This is a genomic window from Paenibacillus sp. JT31N7, from assembly GCF_059692095.1.
On record NZ_JCAUAT010000008.1, the window covers coordinates 104,955 to 126,647 of the forward strand.

The 21,693-nt window shown below is 53.4% G+C and carries 18 protein-coding genes; all 18 read right to left on the minus strand.

Annotated elements, in window-relative coordinates; genetic code table 11:
* Positions 1 to 12 precede the first annotated feature (12 nt).
* On the minus strand, positions 13 to 1,158 hold the full coding sequence (csaB, locus tag AC58P5_RS24920; protein WP_497391451.1) for a polysaccharide pyruvyl transferase CsaB: 1,146 nt from the start codon (positions 1,156 to 1,158) through the stop codon (positions 13 to 15).
* Positions 1,122 to 3,185 carry a DUF5693 family protein gene (locus tag AC58P5_RS24925; RefSeq protein ID WP_497391453.1) on the minus strand — a complete coding sequence of 688 codons (2,064 nt, stop codon included), beginning with the start codon at positions 3,183 to 3,185 and terminating at the stop codon, positions 1,122 to 1,124. The genes csaB and AC58P5_RS24925 overlap by 37 nt, the downstream gene beginning before the upstream one ends.
* A gap of 111 nt (positions 3,186 to 3,296) precedes the next feature.
* Positions 3,297 to 4,991, minus strand: a complete 1,695-nt coding sequence (locus AC58P5_RS24930; RefSeq protein WP_497391455.1) for a phospho-sugar mutase — start codon at positions 4,989 to 4,991, stop codon at positions 3,297 to 3,299.
* 46 nt (positions 4,992 to 5,037) lie between these two features.
* On the minus strand, positions 5,038 to 5,466 hold the full coding sequence (fabZ, locus tag AC58P5_RS24935; RefSeq protein WP_009677001.1) for a 3-hydroxyacyl-ACP dehydratase FabZ: 429 nt from the start codon (positions 5,464 to 5,466) through the stop codon (positions 5,038 to 5,040).
* A 201-nt stretch (positions 5,467 to 5,667) separates the two neighbouring features.
* A complete protein-coding gene (locus AC58P5_RS24940; protein WP_497391457.1) occupies positions 5,668 to 6,222 on the minus strand; it encodes a CDP-alcohol phosphatidyltransferase family protein in 555 nt (184 codons plus the stop codon).
* Between the two features lie 116 nt (positions 6,223 to 6,338).
* Complete coding sequence (locus AC58P5_RS24945) at positions 6,339 to 6,596, minus strand: DNA-directed RNA polymerase subunit beta (protein ID WP_497391591.1); 258 nt, start codon at positions 6,594 to 6,596, stop codon at positions 6,339 to 6,341.
* Positions 6,597 to 6,625: 29 nt separating this feature from the next.
* On the minus strand, positions 6,626 to 7,495 hold the full coding sequence (locus AC58P5_RS24950; RefSeq protein ID WP_497391459.1) for a flagellar hook-basal body protein: 870 nt from the start codon (positions 7,493 to 7,495) through the stop codon (positions 6,626 to 6,628).
* A 76-nt stretch (positions 7,496 to 7,571) separates the two neighbouring features.
* Entirely contained in the window at positions 7,572 to 8,390 is an 819-nt protein-coding gene (locus AC58P5_RS24955) for a flagellar hook-basal body protein (RefSeq protein WP_497391461.1), read from the minus strand.
* A 9-nt stretch (positions 8,391 to 8,399) separates the two neighbouring features.
* Complete coding sequence (locus tag AC58P5_RS24960; RefSeq protein ID WP_497391463.1) at positions 8,400 to 9,401, minus strand: rod shape-determining protein; 1,002 nt, start codon at positions 9,399 to 9,401, stop codon at positions 8,400 to 8,402.
* A 167-nt stretch (positions 9,402 to 9,568) separates the two neighbouring features.
* A complete protein-coding gene (spoIIID, locus tag AC58P5_RS24965) occupies positions 9,569 to 9,859 on the minus strand; it encodes a sporulation transcriptional regulator SpoIIID (RefSeq protein WP_317956724.1) in 291 nt (96 codons plus the stop codon).
* 198 nt (positions 9,860 to 10,057) lie between these two features.
* Positions 10,058 to 10,804 carry a peptidoglycan DD-metalloendopeptidase family protein gene (locus AC58P5_RS24970; protein ID WP_497391465.1) on the minus strand — a complete coding sequence of 249 codons (747 nt, stop codon included), beginning with the start codon at positions 10,802 to 10,804 and terminating at the stop codon, positions 10,058 to 10,060.
* 77 nt (positions 10,805 to 10,881) lie between these two features.
* Positions 10,882 to 11,922 (minus strand): stage II sporulation protein D, encoded by a 1,041-nt coding sequence (gene spoIID / locus AC58P5_RS24975; protein ID WP_497391467.1) that lies wholly within the window; start codon positions 11,920 to 11,922, stop codon positions 10,882 to 10,884.
* Positions 11,923 to 12,179: 257 nt separating this feature from the next.
* On the minus strand, positions 12,180 to 13,502 hold the full coding sequence (murA, locus tag AC58P5_RS24980) for a UDP-N-acetylglucosamine 1-carboxyvinyltransferase (RefSeq protein WP_497391469.1): 1,323 nt from the start codon (positions 13,500 to 13,502) through the stop codon (positions 12,180 to 12,182).
* A gap of 164 nt (positions 13,503 to 13,666) precedes the next feature.
* Entirely contained in the window at positions 13,667 to 13,918 is a 252-nt protein-coding gene (locus tag AC58P5_RS24985; RefSeq protein WP_497391471.1) for a DUF1146 family protein, read from the minus strand.
* A gap of 4 nt (positions 13,919 to 13,922) precedes the next feature.
* Positions 13,923 to 16,475 carry a S8 family serine peptidase gene (locus AC58P5_RS24990; protein ID WP_497391473.1) on the minus strand — a complete coding sequence of 851 codons (2,553 nt, stop codon included), beginning with the start codon at positions 16,473 to 16,475 and terminating at the stop codon, positions 13,923 to 13,925.
* 135 nt (positions 16,476 to 16,610) lie between these two features.
* On the minus strand, positions 16,611 to 18,125 hold the full coding sequence (locus AC58P5_RS24995; protein WP_497391475.1) for an NADH-quinone oxidoreductase subunit N: 1,515 nt from the start codon (positions 18,123 to 18,125) through the stop codon (positions 16,611 to 16,613).
* Between the two features lie 3 nt (positions 18,126 to 18,128).
* Positions 18,129 to 19,757 (minus strand): complex I subunit 4 family protein, encoded by a 1,629-nt coding sequence (locus AC58P5_RS25000; protein WP_497391477.1) that lies wholly within the window; start codon positions 19,755 to 19,757, stop codon positions 18,129 to 18,131.
* Positions 19,747 to 21,621 carry an NADH-quinone oxidoreductase subunit L gene (gene nuoL / locus AC58P5_RS25005; protein ID WP_497391479.1) on the minus strand — a complete coding sequence of 625 codons (1,875 nt, stop codon included), beginning with the start codon at positions 21,619 to 21,621 and terminating at the stop codon, positions 19,747 to 19,749. The genes AC58P5_RS25000 and nuoL overlap by 11 nt, the downstream gene beginning before the upstream one ends.
* Positions 21,622 to 21,693 lie beyond the last annotated feature (72 nt).

Below are 21,693 nucleotides of genomic sequence, written 5' to 3' on the forward strand. Positions count from 1 at the left end.
TCTTCATCCCTCTTAACGGTAAAATTGCATGATTTGTTGCGCCGGCAGCTGCGCCTCTTTTTTAAGCCGGTCGATGGCGGCTTCCTTGCCGTCCGCCCACTCGCGGCGGCCGTCCAGCAGCCGCCCGATTTCGGCGGCTACCGCCGCGGCGTCGAAACTCTGCGTCGATGCCGCGGCCTTCATTCCGAGCCGCGCGAGGAATTGGTCGATCTTCGGGTCGTAGGACACGCCGACCATGGGCACAAACTGCGAGGCGGCATAGATCAGCGAATGCAGTCTCATGCCGACGAGCACATCGCAGGCGCTCACCTCGGCGAGCATGTCCTGCGGATGCGTGACGCCGCGCACGATGCGGACGTCGCCGCTCTCTCCCGCGGGAGAGAGACGCTCCGCCACATAGGCGGAAGCTTCCTCGTCCGAAGGGAGGTGAAACGGCAGAAGCCGCACCTGGACGCGGCGTCTGTCCATCACGGCGCGCAGCGCCTCGGCGAGCGCGCCCAGCTCGGAGCGGTCCGCGTTCCAGAAGCGGACGGATACGCCGACGACGGGAACGCGGTCGGTTTCGCCGCGTGCATCGGCGGTTCCGGCTTTGCCGGAGGCTGCCTCACCGCGCAGCGGGAGCCCCATGACCGGGTCCGGCACCACGCTGACAGAAGAGGCCGGTACGCCCATGCGTCCGATCAGATCCGCGGACTCCTGGTCGCGGACCGTGATCATGGCGCACTTTTTGAAAGTCGATCGGATCCAGGAAAAGAAGCGCGGATTGTTCACCGGACCGATCCCCTGCGAATAAATAAAGGTCGGTTTGCGCATCCACTGGGCCAGTTTGAGGACCAGCAGATAATAAGGAATGGTGCGGGAACTGGTCGCATCCTGCAGCAGACTTCCGCCGCCGCTGATCAGTCCGTCGGACGATTTGATCGCCCGGAACAGATCCGGCACCTTCATCCGGTGGCAGGCCTCGACTCCGTACATCTCCCGTGTACGCTGGGGATTCGCGGATAAAACGACAGGCTCGATGCGGACACTTGCCGCCTCCCCCTGTTCTTTTAGCGCAAAAAGAATCGATTGCAGAACGGCCTCGTCCCCGCTGTTGTCAAAACCGTAATAGCCCGAAACAACTAACCGTTTGCTCTTGTGCGCGATTTCGCGGCCCATGCTTTCCAACTCCTTGATGCAATTTCCCAGACGGCGATCAGCACAAGTCCGATCATGGCGCCGAATACGATTCCGTACGTAATCCGGATGCCCGAGATTTCAAGCGGGGTGTGCAAATGCGCGAATGTATCCACGATGGACAGCTGTCCGACCACACCGATCAGCAGCAGATAAACGGCGTTCCGGTATTTGACCGACAGATACGCTCCAAGCAGGAAGAGCGGGTGCGCCAACATAAATTCTTTATTCCGCGGGCGAACACCCAGCGTATTTTCCAAGAAGGAGCGGAGATAACGCTCAATCGCTGAAGTTTGACCTTCATTGCCCGTACGCGACAGGTAGTAGTAGATCACTCCGGCCGCCGCGGCTGCAGCAATTATCCAAAGCACGCTAATGTTAGCGGACAGAAGCTTCTTTACCCGCTCTCCGCGTTCCCGATAGTTTAAGGTTTCCCGGAAGAACAGCAGGTAGAGACCGACAATGGCGATCGGCAGCAGGTGCAGAAGGCTGACACCGCGGAACTGCTGGAGTACCAGGAAGTACGAAATGTGGTTAAGCAAAGCGACCAGGTAAACAACTCCGATTAAAGAGGTCAGTGTCGTTTTAATCAGCAGGCCCAAAGCATACAGGACTGCCGATTTCGCCTTAGCCGCCCGGCCCGATTGAATGGAGCGGATCGCCTCGATTACTGCGATGCTCGGCGCCGAAATCGCACAAGCGAGCGCAAGTCCCTGCGCATACAGATCCGGCGATTTAAAATATAGTCCCGCCGCTCCTAACAGGCCGATGATAAACAGTGCCAGTACGGCTTCGGGAACGAAGTAGCCGATCAACAGAACAATCAGGCTGACGCCGCCGATCAGTGTAAAGAACCGCGCAACATTCTGGTAAGCGTTATAGGTGTAGTCGAACTGCTTGGCAGGCTCCACTTTGAAACCGGCGTCTTCGATCCGTTTGATCGCCCCGTCTTTGCCGCTCAAGCTCTCGTACAGGCCGTCCAGCGGAGTGAGAATCGCTGCCTTGTCCAGATTTTTGACGGCACGTCCGTTAAGGAAGATCATCCGGATATTCCGGTCTTTAACCGCCAGCACAAACCGGTCGGCCGTTTGTTGAATACGGGCTTCCTGATCCTCTTTGGTCAGATTCTCCGTCAGTTTCTCGCCGTCTTTCTCCGTAAAAGAGTGCAGCCGGACGACGTTGTAGTCGGTATCCTTGGCCAGAGAGCCAAACCCTTTTTGCGGTTGTTTCAACATTTCGATATTGGCCAGGCCCATATCGTACTTTTTGAGCAGAATCCCCATCTTGTGGAGGGTCACCTGTTCCGGGTCATCCGAGTACCCTGGGGCGTAATCTCCGTCAATGATGATGCGACGGGCACCCATTTTGTATAATTTCGCGAGCAGCGCATCCATCTCATTCGTGACGAATTCACGTTTGTTGCCGAGACGGACAACGATACGGAAGCCTTCATCCTTCATCGTTTGAAGTGTAATAGGATCCGGGTCCATCGGCTTCATATTGGCTTCTTCCATGTTCATTTCGATAATCATACCCGATTGGTTTTTGAAGCTCCACGGGCTTGTCTTGACGCCTAGCTTGTTAAAAGCCGTCTCGATCATCGGTTTGATTTGGGACTCCGATGCCGGGTCGGTGAAGAGGATATAAGTAAAATTTTCGTTCGGTGAGATCGGCTTTTGCGTAAGAGAAGTCGCATCCTTGGAGGAGAACACTTCGATACGGCGGCTCAATCTCAATTCGGAAAGCGTCGATTCGTACACGGCAAGCGATCCGATGCCGGCTTTTTTCATCGCCTGAAGCTGTTCCGATACAAATCCTTGCGGATTCGGCCGCATGTCGGCCATCTCCAATAAGTCGCGATAATCAAACACAAACTCCACTTGATTCGCGGACTTCTCCGTCTGTTCGCGGAAGAAGGCAAGCGGCAGGGAAGCCAGAAGGCCAATAATGACAAGCCACCATAAAAGCTTACGCAGCATCCGGTTTGCCGCAGTATACCTGTGTACCAATCTGTTCAACTCCGTTTCTTGAATCATGCATCATTTGTACCCGAAAACCCCTCGGCCCCGGCACCGTATGGATGCAGGGGCCTTGGAGAGGTTCGGCTGTTACTGTTACCGTTAATGCTCTACTCTGCCCAGAACGAAGCGCACAAGACCTTCCAGCCGCTTCGCCGCCTCGTCGCCTGTCGTTCCTTTTACCGCAAAGTAGAATTTGATCTTCGGTTCCGTTCCGGAAGGGCGGAGACAGAACCAGGAACCGTCTTTGAGTTTGAATTTCAATACATTTTCTTTAGGCAGCCCGTTAATGCCACGGCTGTAGTCTTCCACTTCCGCAACCTCTACGCCCTCAATGGAAGCCGGCGGATTGTTTCTCCAGTCTTCCATCATCCGTCCGATCTGCTCTACACCGTCTTTCCCCTTAAGCGTTTTGGACTCCAGCTTCTCCAGGAAGAAGCCATGCTGGCGGTAAAGCTCCTGCAGAACATCGTAAAGCGTCTTACCCTGACTCTTGTAGTAAGCTGCCGCTTCACAAATCAGCATGGCCGCTACGACCGCGTCTTTATCCCGGGCATAGGTCCCCGCCAGGTAGCCGTAGCTCTCTTCATACCCGAACAGGAACTGGTGCTCCCCGGTCGATTCGAACTCGGTCATTTTCTCCCCGATGTACTTGAATCCCGTCAGGGTGTTCAGGACTTTCGCCCCGTAGCTTTCCGCGATAACGGCTCCCATCTCGCTCGTTACGATGGTTTTGATCACGACGCCGTTAGCAGGCAGCTCTCCGCGTTCTTTTAAAGAACCCAACAAATAATTGACGATTATGGCGCCCGATTGGTTTCCCGTCAGTACGAAATATTCGCCTTTGTCATCTTTCACAACTGCGCCCATCCGGTCGGCATCCGGGTCCGTTCCCACGATGATATCGGCATCCCACTCTTTGGCGTCTCTCAGAGCCAGCGTAAAAGCTTCCCGCTCTTCCGGGTTAGGCGATTTGACCGTGGAAAAATTGCTGTCCGGCTGCTCCTGTTCTTTCACGACGCGCACCTGCTCGAAACCGATGCGCTTCAAGGCTTCGCGAACCGGTTTGTTGCCCGTCCCGTGCAGCGGGGTGTACACAACGCGGAAATCTCCGCTAGTTTGCTTGATAACGTCCGGATGCTGGCTTACGGATGTAACGGCCGCATAGTATTTCTCGTCCATTTCTCCGCCCAGCCATTCCAATAGACCTTTCTCCTCGGCTTCGGCGCGGGAGACTTTGCGGACGCTGTCGAAGCCCTCGATCTTCTGGATGTTCGCAAGCACCTGTTCGGCATCATGCGGCACCAGTTGTCCTCCGTCGGCCCCATATACTTTATACCCGTTATACTCCGGAGGGTTGTGGCTCGCCGTTACAACGATTCCCGCGGAAGCTTTCAGTTCACGTACGGCAAAAGAAAGCTCGGGTGTCGGACGCAGCGCCTCGAACACATAAGCTTTCACTCCGTTGCCCGCAAGGACAAGCGCAGCCTCCAAGGCAAATTCCGGCGACTGGTGACGCGAGTCATACGCAATGACAACGGAGGGCTGCGCCCCACCGTTTTTCAGAGCAAATTCCGCAAGAGCTTGCGTAGCTTTTCCTACCGTATATAGGTTCATCCGGTTCGTGCCCGCGCCGATTACGCCGCGGAGACCGCCGGTTCCGAATTCAAGATCCTTGTAGAAACGGTCTTCGATCTCTTTGTCCTGTCCTGCAATGGATTGAAGCTCTTTTTTCGTTTCTTCATCAATAGACGGGTCCTGCAACCATTTTTCATAAAGATTCTGTACACGAGTCATCGTTCATCGTCCCCTTATTAAAATGATAGGATCTTTGTTTATCCGATTAGGCGTTTGCCAGCGCAAACATGATTTCACCTTCGGCTACCAGCTCTTCTCCTACTTTAGCGGTCGCCTGGCCTTTGCCTATGGTACCCTTCAAACGGGTAATTTTCACTTCCAGCGTCAGCGTGTCACCAGGAGTTACCTGTCTGCGGAATCTGAAACCATCCACACCGGCCAGCAGACCGATTTTTCCGCGGTTGGCTTCCACATTCAAAATCGCAAACGCTCCGACTTGCGCGAGTGCCTCTAAGATAAGAACGCCCGGCATAACCGGATAACCCGGAAAATGTCCCTGGAAAAAGGGTTCGTTCGCCGTTACGTTTTTGAGGCCCACGGCACGGACGCCGTCCTCCACCTCCAAAATGCGGTCTACCAGCAAAAAGGGGTAGCGGTGCGGGATAATCTCCTGAATCTGCTTGTTGTCCAACATTGCAATCTTGCTCCTTCCGACGCTTTCCGTTTGTATATTTTGGTTTGAAACAGCTCACACTAAACTTATCCCTTCACCGCTGCAGAAGTGAAGGTTGATATAAGGGAGCGTATTGTGCGGCCACCGAAATGGTCGTGGAATATGCTCTTTTTTTGCTTCCCTATCCTTTATAAACAATTTTTCAAGGTTCGAACAAGGTCTTTATGGCCCTTTTTTTACCTGACTTGTCTCCTCCGTGCTTAATCGCCTGGTTTTCCGGTTGGCCGCATAGAACTGGGCCACGTAAATAATGGAGGTGACGAAAGAAAACAAGATGACGGCCGCCAGGTATTCCGTTGCATAAGGAATGTGAAAAAGAATAAGCAGGACGGCCAGGTAATACAGAACCGTCGTCAGCTTGCCCATGGCATTGGCCGGAAGCGTTTGTTTGCCGCGGAAATGAAAAAAAGCCGCCCCCGCGATCATGCCGATATCCCGGATGAAAAAAGCCACTGCGGCCAGCCAGGGAATCATCCCGGAGCTGAGCAGGGAGATGATGACCGCAATCATCATCAGTTTATCCGCAAGCGGATCGAGCATAATCCCCATCTGGGTAACCAGATTCCGCTTGCGGGCGATATATCCGTCTGCAATATCAGTTATGCCCGCTAGGACGACAACGAGAAAAGCCAGTTTCGTATAGCCTGCATAGAAAATGTACAGATAGACGGGAATTAGAAAAAAACGGCTTATGGTAAGCAGATTCGGTAAATTCAATCGTCTCTCCCTTTCTACGGCTAAGGCTGGAACAGGCGCGATTCCTCTCATTTTCATTGGTTTCCATTATACCGTTTCTCCGGGCAAAAAGAAAACTCCCTTGCGGGAGCCCACGCTCAGTCTGCAAACACCAAATCGAAGAGATGTTTCCAGGTGCTGATTCTGAATATGTCTAAAGTCGGCTGACCGCCGATTCCTGAATACCCGATCCAAAGCCCGACAATCAAGGCTCCCAAAAAAATGAGCGGAATGCGCAGTTTCTTCAGAACGCGAAGCGTCCCGGCGGATCCGGAAGTCTTTTCCGACTTACCTTTGTCCGATTCTTTAGCCTGCGTAGATGATGCTGCTTCCGTCTCCTTGCTCTCTTCTTCCATGGACAAGAGAATCGCCCCTCCTTCACGCATTAGCCGCGCAGGTTGTTAGCGAGCCCCATCATCGTATCCGCCGAAGAGATTGCTCTGGAATTTAGTTGGAAGGCACGCTGAATCATAACAAGTTCGGACATTTCCTGCTGCAAATCCACATTGGACTGCTCCAGGAAACCCTGCTTGACGGTCACACCGTCCGTATTGGCCGCGAAAACGTTATTCTGAGCCACGTTCGCCGGAAGACGGAAATAGTTGCCGTCGGCCTCGCCGAGCAGCTGCGGATTAATCACTTTCACCAGCTTAATCTGGCCGACTTGTCTGCCCGTACTCGCCGGATCGGCTTCGTTGTATACGACTACCCGTCCCTGCTCGTCCACGCGAACGCGGCTGTTCTGGAGAGTCGGATCGGCCGGATCAATCGCGATCTCAATCGGTTGATTGCTGGCCGTGTCCTTCACGAAGTAGCCGTCTTTGGTGGCCAGCCCCATGGCTTTGGTCAAAGCGCCCGTAGCCGGGTCCACTTTGTTGTACACACTGAGCTTCAGTGCCCCGTCGCGGGTCCAAGCGGGTGTGTTGGAACCGGGGATGGTCACCTCGAACAGACCGTCTCCTTCGATAGCCAGATCGTACGGCTCATCCGTCGGTTTCAGGCTTCCCTGCGTCATAATATTCTGCAGGCCGACCAGCTTGGCGCCCCAGCCCTGAGGCAGCCCGAGAGAAGTCATCCGTCCGGTTTTCATAAAACCTTGCGGCTGATTCAGCGTGTTCGTCAGTACATTCTCGAAGCTAGCTTCCTTCTTCTTGTATCCGACGGTATTGACGTTCGCCATGTTGTTCGCCAATACATCCAGCTTCTGCTGCAGGCCCTGCATCGTGACCGATGCGTTAATAATCGAGTTGTTCATTGTGATCTCCTCCAAGCTTTCCGGAGAAAGCCGCTTCGAAAGCATTCCCTGAGAGGGATTTTATCATGCCTACTGCTTATACTCGGCCCACGTCATTTACAAGCTTGTCCATACTGCGGTCATAAAATTGGACCATCTTCTGGTTGGCTTCATACGCACGGGCTGCTGTCGTCATGTCGACCATCGCTTGGGTCGGATCCACGTTAGACCGTTCCACGTAACCTGTGCGGACCTCGACCTGGTCTCCTGCCGCCAGCGCTGCAATTTGTCCCTCGTCATTCGCACCGACCGTGAAAAGCCCGTTGCCTTCCGGAAGGAGCACATTCGGATTCTGGACTTTCATCACGAGCGGAACGGGCGGATTGGCCGGATCGTAACGGACCGTCTGGCCATTAGCCGCCACGAGACGATAACCGTCCGCATTCGCAACGAAGCCTTCCGCATCAACCGTGAATTTACCGTTGCGCGTATAGTGACGTTCCCCCGCTACTTGCGGATTCTCGACCACAAACAACGCTTCCGGCTGGTAAACGACCGTACCGTCCGGTCCTACAGCCTTACCGCCGTTATCGAACTTCAAGCCATTGACCTGAATATCGGAAACAAGCGCATAATCAAGCGGATTTCCCGTTTGCTGAAGCGGACCCTGTGCCATGAGTCTGGCGGTTTCCTCGGCAAATACGCCCGTATTCATTCTGCCCACATTTACTACCGTTCCGTCTCCCGCTACTCCCCCGCGAATACGCGAGATAAGAACCTCCGGAAAGGAACGTGCCGAAGTGGTTTCCTGTTTGAAGCCCGGTGTATTGAGATTGGCAATGTTGTTCGTCACGGTATCGTGTTTACGCTGCTGCATGGTCAAGCCGGATGCCGCCGTGTATAATCCCCTAAGCATGAGTCACCTCTATACGAATTTTCGTTTGGTCACTTTGTCCAGGTTGTCGAGCATAATGCCCGTACCTTTGACGACGCAGTGCATCGGGTCTTCCGCAATCAGAACGGGAACTTTAAGCTCGTCCGCCAGAAGCTGATCCAGACCGTGAAGCATGGCACCGCCACCTGTCAAAATAACCCCTCTATCTATTATATCGGCAGAAAGTTCCGGAGGTGTACGTTCCAATACACTTTTTGCGGCAGTTACGATAGAAGAAATCGGATCCCACAATGCTTCCTGCACTTCGCCGGAGCGAATCGTGATCGTCAAAGGAAGACCCGATACCATATCCCGGCCGCGGATATCCATTTCATTCGGAGCGCTGTCGGCTTGTACCGTACCGATTTTGACCTTGATGTCTTCGGAGGTACGTTCGCCGATCAGTAATTTGTATTTGTCCTTGATGTACTTGGTAATCGCCGTATCAAATTTATCACCGGCGATCTTAATGGAGGAAGAGGTGACGACATCACCCATGGATAACACGGCCACGTCCGTCGTCCCTCCACCGATATCAACGACCATATTGCCGCTCGGCTGGTAAATGTCCATTCCGGCGCCGATTGCGGCGGCTTTCGGTTCTTCTTCCATAAACACTTCGCGTGCGCCGCTGCGTTCAGCCGCTTCCCGAATTGCTTTTTGTTCCACAGAGGTAATGTTGGTAGGCGCACAGATGAGGATTCGAGGATGTGAGTACCAGCTTTTGCCCCCAACTTTGGAAATAAAATGTTTCAACATCGCTTCAGTAATTTCAAAATCGGCGATTACACCTTCGCGGAGCGGACGAATTGCCACGATGTTGCCGGGCGTACGCCCCACCATTCTCCTGGCTTCCTCACCGACCGCGAGAACGCGTTTTGTATCGCTTTCGATCGCCACAACCGAGGGCTCATCGAGCACTACGCCGCGTCCTTTCACATGAATCAAGACGTTCGCAGTGCCCAAATCGATTCCGATATCCTTACTTAACATGAAAAATAATCCTCCCTAAACTAACCGTCCATCCCCATAAACTGAAGCGGTGCTTCGAATAGTATACATATTTTTCATTATAAGCTAATTTCGCAGAAAAAAACAGAAATTCCTCTTTTTTCGGGATAATTTCGACAATTTTCCGGAAGGAAGGGCGGGCCTGGGAGTCAGGATTTAACCGTAACAAGCGGTTCAGCGGATTTGGCAGGTTTCGTCTTGCGATATTTGATTTTGGTCGCTTCCCCTCCCCTAAGATGGCGGATCGATTTGTGGTATTCGAGGATCGTTTTGACCTGATTGGCCAGCTCCGGGTTGATTTCCGGAAGTCTCTCCGTCAAATCCTTGTGCACCGTGCTTTTGGAAACGCCAAACTCCTTCGCTATGGTGCGAACCGTATTTCTCGTCTCAACGATGCAAGTTCCGATCTTAATGGTTCGCTCTTTGATGTAATCGTGCACTCCCCTCGCCTCCCTACTCGGATAGTTTGGTACATTATATGAGGGGTAGGGGCTAATATTCTTTGTTTCCGCCGCTGACAAGCTATTTCCGTCCATTTATTTTGACGGACAAGGTGAAAGCTTGTCCCCTGGACGCTTTCCGTTATGCAGACAAAAAAACGGATGGGGTTTTCCCCCATCCGCCGATATGGTAAAGATTTATTGCGGTTTGAATTCCGGAAGCAGCTGCTCCGGCAGTTCGGCCGTGCCGTCTTCCGCCTTGCGCACTTCGAAGTGAAGGTGGACGCCCTGGTCCTTCTCCAGCTCGTTGCGGCCGGCCTGTGCGATAACGTCGCCTTGTTTAACGGCGGCTCCTTTGGCTACTTTCACTTCCCCAAGGCTTTGATAAACCGTTACAAGCCCGTTGTCGTGCGTAATCTCGACCAGATTGCCTACAACCGGATTTTTGTCAACCGCGGTTACTTTACCACTGAGGGCCGCGCTTACATCAAACGCCTGCTTGTCTGCACGAACAAGATCGACGCCCACGTGAGGGGTAATCGTATCTCCGTATTCGATCATCGCCGCTTGCTTGGCTTCATTGCTGCCTTTACTGTCGTAGGACGGAAGCGAAATCGTTACTTGGCTGCGGTCTTTTACCGGCCATTGAATGCTTTCGGCTTTGGCACCTACGGGAACGGCATTGTCTTTGTTAGCCGTTTCGCCAGCAGGTTTATCGGATTGAACGGAATCAGCCGGCGTATTCGTTGCGACCGGTTTCTTAACCGCATCCTGATAGACCCACATTAAGGTTAAGATAATTGCCGCTGCCGCTACATAAGTTGCCGGGAAAACCCACTTTTTGGCCAAAAATCTCTTCCATGCGGAGTTAGGGACATTTGCTGCTCCCGTTACAGTTTGGGGAGCTTCTTCCTTGTTCTGAAACTCTTGTTTACCATCTCTCATATGGTTATCACCTCAACAACCATTGTTGACATGTTTGAGAGTTTTATACATTTGCCCCAAAGAAATTCTAGCAGGTCTTATTTTTGAGTTTTCTTGTTCAGTAGAGTGGAAGCGGAGGTCAGCTTCGCGCCGGGATAATAATAAGCCGTGATCTCTTCGGCTTTCTTCCCTTCTTTGGCCATTCCGTTCGCCCCCCACTGGCTCATTCCGACTCCATGCCCGTACCCTTTTACCGTGAATGTCCAATCCGCTCCGCTCAAAGCCGCTTCAAAATCAGTAGAGTTGAGCCCCAGCTTCTCTCTTATTTCTTTTCCCGTAAATGTCTTGCCCGCTATCCTAGCAGACTTGACCCGCTTGGACTCCGTCCGTTCCAGAACTTTTATGCTGCCTGAATTCAAGGACGATGAAGCCGGAAGCCCCATCTTTTGAAGAATGTCTTTATAGGAAAGGGTTAAAGTTTGTTTGAATTTAGGTGAAAGCTTCTGATCCCACGGGCTGCCGACCGACTTTAAATAAGGAACTTCGGACCCCCAAACATTGCGGACATCCTCCGTATACCCGTTGGAAGTGGAGAAAAATGTGGCCTGAATCGGCTTGCCCTCATAGGTAAGAATGAGATCGGCCGTAGCTTTTACGGCGGCGTCGATCTTTTTGCTGTTCGACTCGTAGTCGGTGCCTGTCCATTGTTTCTGAAGCTGATCATCGGTCAGGTAGGCCTGATGCTGAATCGTGTCCGTAACCCATGCTTCCTTGACGGGGACGTTGCTGAAATCTCCCGTTAAAATCCGGCGTACGATATAAGTGCGCGCCGCAATCGCCTGAGCTTTAAGAGCCTCTTCCGAAAATTCCGCGGGCATCTCCGCCGCCACTACCCCTTTCACATACTGCTCCAGGCTCACCGTCTGAATCTGCTTCTGCTTGGACAGATAGACCGGAACCATAACCATGCCGGCGGATGAAGCGACTGCTCCGGTATCATGAGGATCCGCAAAAGTACCGGTTTGCTGTTTGACGACCACGGCGGGAAGCAAAACGGTGACCAGCAGCAAACCCGAAACCGCAACGCCCGTCCAAAACAGTGCCGGCTGTTTGAGCTTGGAATGTCTCTTAAACTTCATAGATGGCCTCCGTAAATATTCCGTTCCGTTTTTATGCCGAGAATGACAATGGAGATCCGCCCTTAAGACCCTTAAGGGATGGCTGCTCCGAATCGGCTGTCAGCGGATGCTCCAATCGTCCTCTCTCTGCGGAACGGGATTACTCTCATCTTATGAAGGTATTTACTAGATTAGAACGAAAAACCGGCCCCCCGATAGGAGAGCCGGTTTTCCTTATATCTGATTGAATCCGCTAGCGGATCACGAAAGTACGGTGCTTAAGCCCATGTGGGCTGAACGGCGAACAGTCCGATTTCTTGCGGTATCTCCTGCTCTTCTTCCTGCGGAACAACCCGTTGAATATCGGCACCCACTGCACGAAGCGCGGAGGTAATATCCACGTATCCTCGGTCAATGTGATGAAGTCCGGTAATCTCGGTCTCTCCTTCGGCTACAAGAGCGGCCAGAATCAAAGCGGCACCCGCGCGGAGGTCAGTCGCACACACTTTGGCGCCTTTAAGCTTATTGCTGCCGCTCACGACAGCCGTACGGCCGTCGACTTTAATCGAAGCGTTCATGAGCATAAATTCGTCCACATGCATGAACCGGTTCTCGAATACCGTCTCGGTAACCAGGCTCGTGCCGTCCGCAACCAGTTGGAGCGCCATCATCTGAGACTGCATATCCGTCGGGAAGCCGGGATACGGCAGTGTCTTGATGTCGGCCGCCCGCAAAGGTTTGTCGGCCCGGACGAGAATCCCGTTCTCGTCCTCCTCCACGTGCACACCCATTTCCTGCAGCTTCGAAATCACAGGGCGCAGGTGATCGCCGATGGCCCCTTCCACGTACAGTTCACTGCGTGTAATCGCAGCGGCGATCATATAAGTACCCGCTTCGATACGGTCCGGTATGACGCTATGTACCGCGCCCTTCATTTTTTCCACGCCTTCAATGCGGATGACACCCGTACCGGCACCCCGGACAACTGCGCCCATCGCATTCAAGTAGTTGGCCAGGTCGACGATCTCGGGCTCTTTCGCCGCGTTTTCAATAATCGTCGTGCCCTCGGCCAGAGTAGCGGCCATCATGATGTTCTCGGTCGCTCCTACACTGGCGACGTCGAGATAGATCTTCGCGCCTTTGAGACGTTTATCCACCCTGGCTTCGATGTAGCCCTGACCCAGCTCGATCTCCGCTCCCATGGCTTCAAAACCTTTCAGGTGCTGGTCGATCGGGCGCGTGCCGATAGCACATCCCCCCGGAAGGGAGATACGGGCTTTGCCCAGGCGGGCCAAAAGTGGTCCCATCACGAGAAAAGAAGCCCGCATTTTACGAACGAGCTCGTAAGAAGCCTCGCACGTCTCGATCGCTTGAGCGTTTACTTTCACGCTGTGATTATGATAGCTGAGCTGTAGGCCCAGGCTTCTAAGTACCTTGTTAATTACAAGTACATCGTCAAGCGGAGGAGCGTCATGTATGACACTTTCTCCTTCCGCAGCCAAAATTGATGCCGCAATGATAGGTAGTACAGCGTTTTTGGCGCCGTTAACTTTAATCTTGCCGGCTAATTTACGGCCACCGCGGACGATAATTTTGCTCATCTCGGTCCCTCCGCGTCTTAATTTATCGTTCTAATCGGGTAAAACGTGACTGTCGGTCTATGTCGTCATGAACACACCATTCATACAGTTCGGAATGGGGTCCGGGTTTGGCACCGTTGTACTACCATTGTTTACAAGTCTAAGCGATGTTATTCGACAAATTGTCAAAAAATTCCGTTTAATCCTACAGACCATTCCAGATACTTTAAGAAAAAACTGGCTACTAGGTAGCCGAGTCCGATGGACATAAATACTTGCAGCATCTTGGCTGCGGGACTGCGCGGCTGCTTGAGCAGCACGTCGAAGCGAAACTGCTGCAGCGCCCACCACGAGAGTCCCACGGCGGTTAAATATACAACAATATTGATCAGGGGCATTTGCGGAACAACAGTTGTCAGTTCTTCCATATTCGACATGTTTCTACCTCTTCCTCCCGAAAACGTTCGAAAACCGGGACAAAAGGGCTGCAAATTCGGCCCGGGTCGCCTGGTCGTCAGGGTGGTAAGTCCCATCCGGGAATCCCCGGATCCAGCCGTCCCCGGACATTTGCTTCAGAATACCAACGCCCCAATACCGGTCGTTAACGTCCAGAAAAGGAGAACGTCCGCGGTATTTGCCTGCCATTCGCATCGTATTCGCAATCACTTGCGTCATTTCCATCCGGGTCAAAGGCTGATCCGGCCGGAAATGCCCATCCTCATATCCGTCCATGTAACCGGCCATTATTGTCCTTGCAATGGAATCATAGGCCCAATGGCTGCTGCTGAGATCCGGATAATCGACCGGCCTGTTCTTATCCAGGCGGAATCCGTTCGCCAGCATTACAGCGGCCTGTGCGCGGGTGATCGGCAGGTCAGGGTAAAATTTGTAGCTCCCGTCTCCGTCGATAACATGCCTACTGGCCAGGTCTGCAACAGCCTTCTCGGCCCAATGTCCGTGAATATCGGAAAATCCGGCAACGAGAGGCTGTGCGGCCGCATTCAGCTGATACATCTGCTGAGTTGCAGCCCTGTCACTCTGCAGCTTGATGTAATACAAGCCCGCGGGCAAGCGCCTGTCAAGAACGAGATTCTCGGCAGACCCTTCGCTGCTCTTGCTATCGAGCTTCTTCAGGGTTTGATCGTACAGCGTGAACGCCATATCGCATCCCCGCTGAAGAGAGCCGAACTTCAGCTGCGTCAGACTTTCCTGCTCCAGCCGGAATTGAAACCAATCCAAATCCGAAGCACTCTCTATAACGCCGGGATGATCTTCTTGCAGTGTCAGTGTCGTAGCCTGGTAGGGCTTATTATTGGGTTCATTCGGGTCAATCAGCTTAGGTGTATAATCAACCGACAGCGTATACTCCCCCATCACCGGCTGCGTATTGTCCTTCACATTGCTGATCCGGATATAATAATCGCCTGGCGTGACATTCATCAGAGGGGTCGCCTCGGTCGCTCCTTCTCCAAACTGGTCGAAAGTTGTCGATTTTTCTCCCTTTTTCTGAATCAATACTACCGGGTCTATTCTAGCGGTATCCACGGAAGTTTTCAAGCGGAGAGTACCGGATTTCTTAAAAGAAATCACAAACCAATCCGGATCGTTCTCCTGATGAAACGTGCCCTTCACAATCTGGCTTCTCGCAGGCAGGGAAGTCGCTTTATACTGATGGTCGTTATTTTCAAAAGCGTCCTGATAAATCTGGAAATCCGTCTGCAGAGTATACATAACCGCCCCTGCTCTGCCGGGATCCAGAAGACTTGCCGCGATTCTGCTCTTTCCCTTCTGAACAGGCAGAGTTACAACCGGATTCTGAGGGTCCGTGGTAAAAACCTCTTCTGCCTCTTTATTATCCCGAAAGTACCGAATAGAAACAGGACTAGCGTCACTTGTTTTTAAGACAAGCTTCACAAAACCGTCGTACGGACTATCCAATGTAAACCAATCGGTATCCTTGCCGGAGCTGAAATCCGCATGGATGAGGGTGTGTACGGGCAGCATGGGCGCATGACCCGAATCGTCGTTCGGCTCGAAACGGTCGCTCAGAAGCGGCTCTTTCAGCAGGCGGTCTACCCGCAGGAGCCCGAAGCCTGTTGTCGCATCCCAGCCGGGCGACTCCAGATCCTCCGCCGTCTGCTTGATGAGCTCCCTGAGCTGCCATGGCTCCATGTACGGGGCGCGGCCCCATAACAGCGCCGCAGCGCCCGCCACCTGCGGAGCGGCCATCGACGTGCCTTCCTTGCTCTCGTAGCCTCCGCCTTTGGCGGTAGTATACACCTGCCAAGGCGCCACGAGATCAAGATCCGGTCCGTAGTTCGACCGGTCGTCCGCGAGGCGCGCGGAGGTCATGCCGCCTACCCCGAGTACCGTAGGGTATGCGGCGGGATACTTCACGCTGCCGCCTTCGTTGCCGGAGGCCGCGACGAGAAGCACGCCGCGCTCCTCGGCGTAGCGGACCGTGCCGGCCATGAAGCTTGAATATTTATTCAAGCCCAGCGAGAGCACGACGATCTTGGCTCCGTGATCGACGGCATAACGGATGCCTTCGCCAAGCTTGGTCTCTCCGCCCGTACCGTCCGCTTCCAATGCCTTGATCGGCATGATTTTCGCGTTGGGCGCGATGCCGGCGATGCCTTTGTCGTTGTTCATCCTGGCGGCGATAATCCCGGCCACGTTCGTACCGTGACCGTTGTCGTCCTGGGGCTTCTCCTGCGGATTAAGCAGGTTCGCTCCCGGGACGAGTCTGCCTTCCAGATCGGGATGCGTCAGGTCAACGCCCGTATCCACGACCGCCACGACGACAGGTTCACCGCTATCGCCCGCCTGTGCCCAGGCTTCATCCATATGTATGTCGTCCAGATAGGTTTGTTTCACCCGCAAAGGATCGCTGGAAACCGGATACGCCTGTACATTCGATATACCGACGGTCCATACGAGCAGTGCAATCCCGAGCCATCCATACATCCATTTATATCGAATTTTTCGGTTCATTTAGAGAGTCCTCTTTCGGTCATTTTAAAAAAATAATAAGTCCGGATAGTTTCGCACTGTCTGTCTGCACATAAAAACAATAAAAATAAGCCCCTCCACTGCCCGAACAGCGGAGAAGCTTATATTATATCAAATTTATGACAGGATTAGGAGGTCCCTAGTCAAACTGAATATCCGGTCGATATAAGCGAGCAGATATCCGGGAACAAGTCCAAGCAATAACGTCAGACCCGCACACAGCCAAAGCGTGATTCCCAGAGGGACCGGAACGCGTACGGGCCGGTCTTCAAGGTCGGCGCGCATGAACATTTGCCGGATAATGCCGAAGTAATAATAAAACGAAATGACACTCGTAATCATCATAACGGCACCGAGCCAGTACAAATGCGCCTGCATCGTGCCGAACAGCAGATACAGCTTTCCAAAAAATCCCGCAGATATCGGAATCCCGGCTAGCGACAGAAGCAGAACGACAGCGGCCGCTGACGTCCAGGGAGCACGGTAATAAAGACCGGCAAACCCTTTAATCTCCTCGTCTCCGGTCGATTTTTCTATAATCAGAAGGACCGTGAAAGCGCCGATATTCATCAGAATGTAGGCGATTAGATAGAAGAAAAATTTGGAGAAGTTATCCACCTGCACCAGATTGATATGGACGGCCAGAGGAACGAGCAGATAGCCGGCATTGGCGATTCCGGAGTAAGCCAGCAGCCGTTTGGCGTTTTTTTGCCGCAGCGCGACTGTGTTGCCCCAGATCATGGCTGTTGCCGCTACCACCGACAGGGCCAGGAAGATGTCCTTCTGAAGTCCCTCGTCCCCGAACTGTCCCAAAGCCAGCAGCACGTAAAAGACCCGGAACAAGATGGCAAAAGCCGCTCCTTTGGATATAACGGCGAGAAAAGCGGTGACCGGTGTCGGCGCTCCCTGATAAACATCCGGTGCCCACGAGTGGAAAGGCGCGGCCGCTATTTTGAAACCGAATCCGGCCAGGAGCAGGAAGAAAGATACATACAGGAGCGGTTTGTAGCTCTCGTAGCCCGAAACGATGGCCGCCTGTATCGCCCCCAGATTCGTTGTTCCCGCAATCCCGTAGAGGAAGGACATGCCGTACAAAATAATGGCGGACGATATTCCGCCCAATATGACATACTTGAACGCGCCCTCGTTGGACCGGGCGTTTTTCTTTTTCATGGCGACAAGCACGTAAGAAGTTATGCTCAGAAGCTCCAATCCCACGAATAGCGTGATGAGATCGGCGGAGGAAGCCATCACCATGGCCCCCAGCACAGCCGGCAGCAGGAAATAATAATATTCCCCGACATGCGGTATCTCCCTGTCTTCCACGCTTCCCAGACTCATCAGAATAATCAGCGCGGTTCCGCCGAGGAACGCCAGTTTCAGCAGGCTGCCGAAATCGTCAATGCGGTAACTTTCGTTAAGGAGCACGATCGCTTGACTAGGATTAAGCTGGGCAATGACAAAGGCGATAGAGACCGCAATACCGGCGAGGGAAAGCCAGCCGATCCATTTCCGGTTGACCGCCTTCGGCAAGAACAGATCGAGCACCGACAGCAGGATAGCCGTGATAACGAGCGTCATTTCCGGGAGCAGATGCGTTAAATCCTGTACATGAATTCGTATCGGTTCCACGTTCTACCCCCCCACCTTCCCGGCTATGCTGTGAATCGTCTGATGAAATCCGTTTACCGTCTGCTGCAGAGGCTCGCTCAGTATACCCGGGTATACGCCAAGCAGAAGAATGAAAGCCACCAGCGCAATCATCGGCAACGCCTCTATAAAACGGGCATCCGGCAGTCCCTTGAACCGTTCCGGCAGAGGTCCGTAAGTCATCTTCATGACCCCCCGCAGTACATAAGCGGCCGTCAGGATAATGCCGACTGCACCTATAATCGCCAGAATCCGGGACGTACCGAACAAACCGATAAATGCCAGCAGCTCGCTTACAAAACCCGAGAGTCCCGGCAGACCGAGGGAAGCAAGCCCTCCCACAAGCAGAATAGCGCTAAGAAAAGGCATGGATTTCGCCAGCCCGCCCAGCTTGCCGAGTTCCGTCGTGGAGGTCCGTTCGTAAATACTTCCGACGAGCAGGAACATGAGAGCGGAGATCAACCCGTGAGAAACGAGCTGGAAAATCGCTCCCTGCATGCCGATCGGATTAAAGGCCGCCAGGCCCAGCAGTACAATGCCCATGTGACTGATACTGGAATAAGCGAGCACAAGCCTGAACTCGTTTTGGACAAAAGCCAGCAGGGCCCCGTACAAAATGTTGACGACACCCAGCAGGGCGAGCACCCATGCCCAATCCTGCGCTTGTGCCGGAAATAGCAGAATGCCGAAGCGGATGAGGCCGTAAGCACCCATTTTCAGCAAAATACCCGAGTGAATCATCACTACGGGAGGCGGAGCTTCCGTATGCACCTTGAGCATCCAGGTGTGAAACGGAAAGATCGGCAGCTTGATGCCGAAAGCGATGAGCAGCATGATCAGCAGGGCCGTTTTCATGCCCTCGCTCAGGAAGAACGGGTTTTCCGCTTGAGGATTAGGCGATGCCTGATTCACCAGGGCGGCCGGGTCCTGCAGCAGATTATGTACAATCGTCTGGATATCGCCGCTGTAGAATACGGTCAGCTGATTGCCCGCGACCTGCTGGGAAATTCCCGCCGTCGTCACGAGAATAACGAACGCCACGAGCATGATGGCGGAGCCGAGCCCGTTGTAAATCAGGAAACGGCTGGCTGCCTTTTCACGGTCCACGCCGCCCCAGATTCCGATCAGGAAAAACACCGGAACAAGAGTGACTTCGAAAAAGAGGAAGAACAGGAATAGATCCTGAGACGTAAACACGCCGAAGACGCCAACTTCCAGCAGCAGCAGCCAGATCGAATAAGCCTTCCATCTTTTTTTGATGTAGATCGAGGCCAGAGCGGCCATTGTAAACACTAACGCGGTGAGGAAAACGAGCGGCATCGACAAACCGTCAACGGCCAGATGGTATTGAACGGTCCAGTAGAAGTTGGCGAGACCTTCGACCCCTTCTTTGTTAAGGGGGATGCGAATCCAGTCCAGCTGCTCTTTGAACTGCATCCCCGCCGCTCCGTTGGAATAGGCCGCATACAGCCACACGCTGAGCAGAAGCGGGATTCCGGTCGCGGCCATGCATACGGCCTGGAGCGCTTTTCTGTTCTCTTTCGGCAGAAAAAGGAGGACGAGTACGCCGAGCAGCGGAGAAAACACGATCAGACTAAGCAGGCTAGCCGACATGGATAAACCTCCTTCCGGCTATAGCAAGGATGAGAACAAGCAGGCCAAGCAGGGTGATCAGGCCATAGGTCTGGATCTGGCCGTTCTGCAGCCGGGAGCCCGTACGGCCCAGTCCGACAGCGGCAGCGGCCGCGAGCCTGACGGCACCGTCCACGATAAACGTGTCCACGGCCTGCAGAAGGTACCCGATTCCCCGCAGCGGGAGGACAAGGACAGTCCGGTAAATTTCGTCGATGTAATATTTACGATGCACGAGATTGTAAAGCCATGGAAACTTTTCGGAGAAAATAAAGGTTTCCGGCTTTCTTGCGTACAGCAGGTAGCCCAGAACGAGGCCCAGAACGCCCGCTGCCGTAGAGAGAAGCATCACGCCCGCATGAACGGCGGATTCTTCGGTCCTGCCTGTCAGCCAGTCGCCGAACCACCCGCTCCACGGGGTGTACAGAAAGCCTGCAAGAGCGGCGGGAACTGCCAGCAGAAGGAGCGGGATCGTCATAGAGGCCGGAGATTCGTGAACCTCTTGACCGCTGCGCGATTTGCCCCAGAATACCAGGAAAAAGAGCCGGGCCATATACAAGGCCGTAAAGAAGGCCCCGGCGATGCCGACCCAGAACAGAAGAGAATCGGTCTCGTAAGCTTGGGACAGAATCGCGTCCTTGGACCAGAATCCGGAGAACGGAGGGATTCCGGACAAAGCCAGCGTTCCGATGGCGAAAGTCCACGCCGTAATCTTCATCCTTCCGCCGACTCCGCCCATCTTGGTAATATCCTGCGTATGTACGGCATGAATGACGCTGCCCGCACCCAGAAACAGGAGAGCTTTAAAGAACGCGTGCGTAAACAAATGGAACATTCCCGCCGTATACGTGGCGCTCACTCCAAGCGCCATCATCATATACCCGAGCTGGGATACGGTCGAATACGCGAGAATCCGTTTGATATCGTTCTGCGCCGTTCCGATCGTCGCCGCGAAAATCGCCGTAAAACCGCCTACATAAGCGACGACCTGCATGGCCGTATCCGACGCGAGGAAAACATCGAACGTGCGGGCAACCAGATATACCCCGGCAGCCACCATAGTCGCCGCATGAATCAGCGCACTGATCGGAGTAGGGCCTTCCATCGCATCGGGCAGCCAGGTATGCAGGGGGAACTGCCCCGATTTGCCCATGGCTCCCATAAAGAAAAGAAGCGCGATCCAAGTGGCGGCGGAGCTTTCTACCTGACCGCTTGTAAACGCATTTTGTACCGAATTAAAATCCAGCGCATGTCCCGGCATGCTCCAAAATAGAAGAAGAATTCCTACAAACAGGCCGAAATCGCCTATTCTTGTCACAATAAAGGCTTTTTTTGCGGCAGCCTTCGCTTCCGGTTTCGTATACCAGAATCCGATCAACAGGAACGAACAGACTCCGACAAGCTCCCAAAACAGATAAAATTCCACCAGGTTGACTGAAATCACCAGCCCTAGCATCGCAAAAGAAAAGAGCGCTATGTAGCTGAAAAACACATGGACCCGTTCGTCTTTCTTCATGTATCCGATCGAATAAATATGAACCAGCAACGATACGGCAGTGACAATAATGAGCATGATCGCGTTTAAATTATTGACCTCGTAGCCCAGGCTCACCGCAAAATCACCGACCTGCAGCCACTGGAAACCGTTCCAGGTGTAATCCTGCACGCCTTTTCCAAGTCTTTCAATGAGGATGAGGAGGGCCACAACAAACGAAACGAATACGGCGGCCGTGCTCAGATACGGACCTATTCTTCTTGCCGGCCTGCCCGAAGCGGTTATCAGAACATAGGCCAGAAGCGGAAACAGCGGGATGAGCCAGGCATATTGCGAATAAACGGAAATCATATTTTTCCTTTCCTCCTTCAAGGCCATGACGTTAGACAGCTCTGCCAATCAAAGATGAGGATAAGAGCCGCA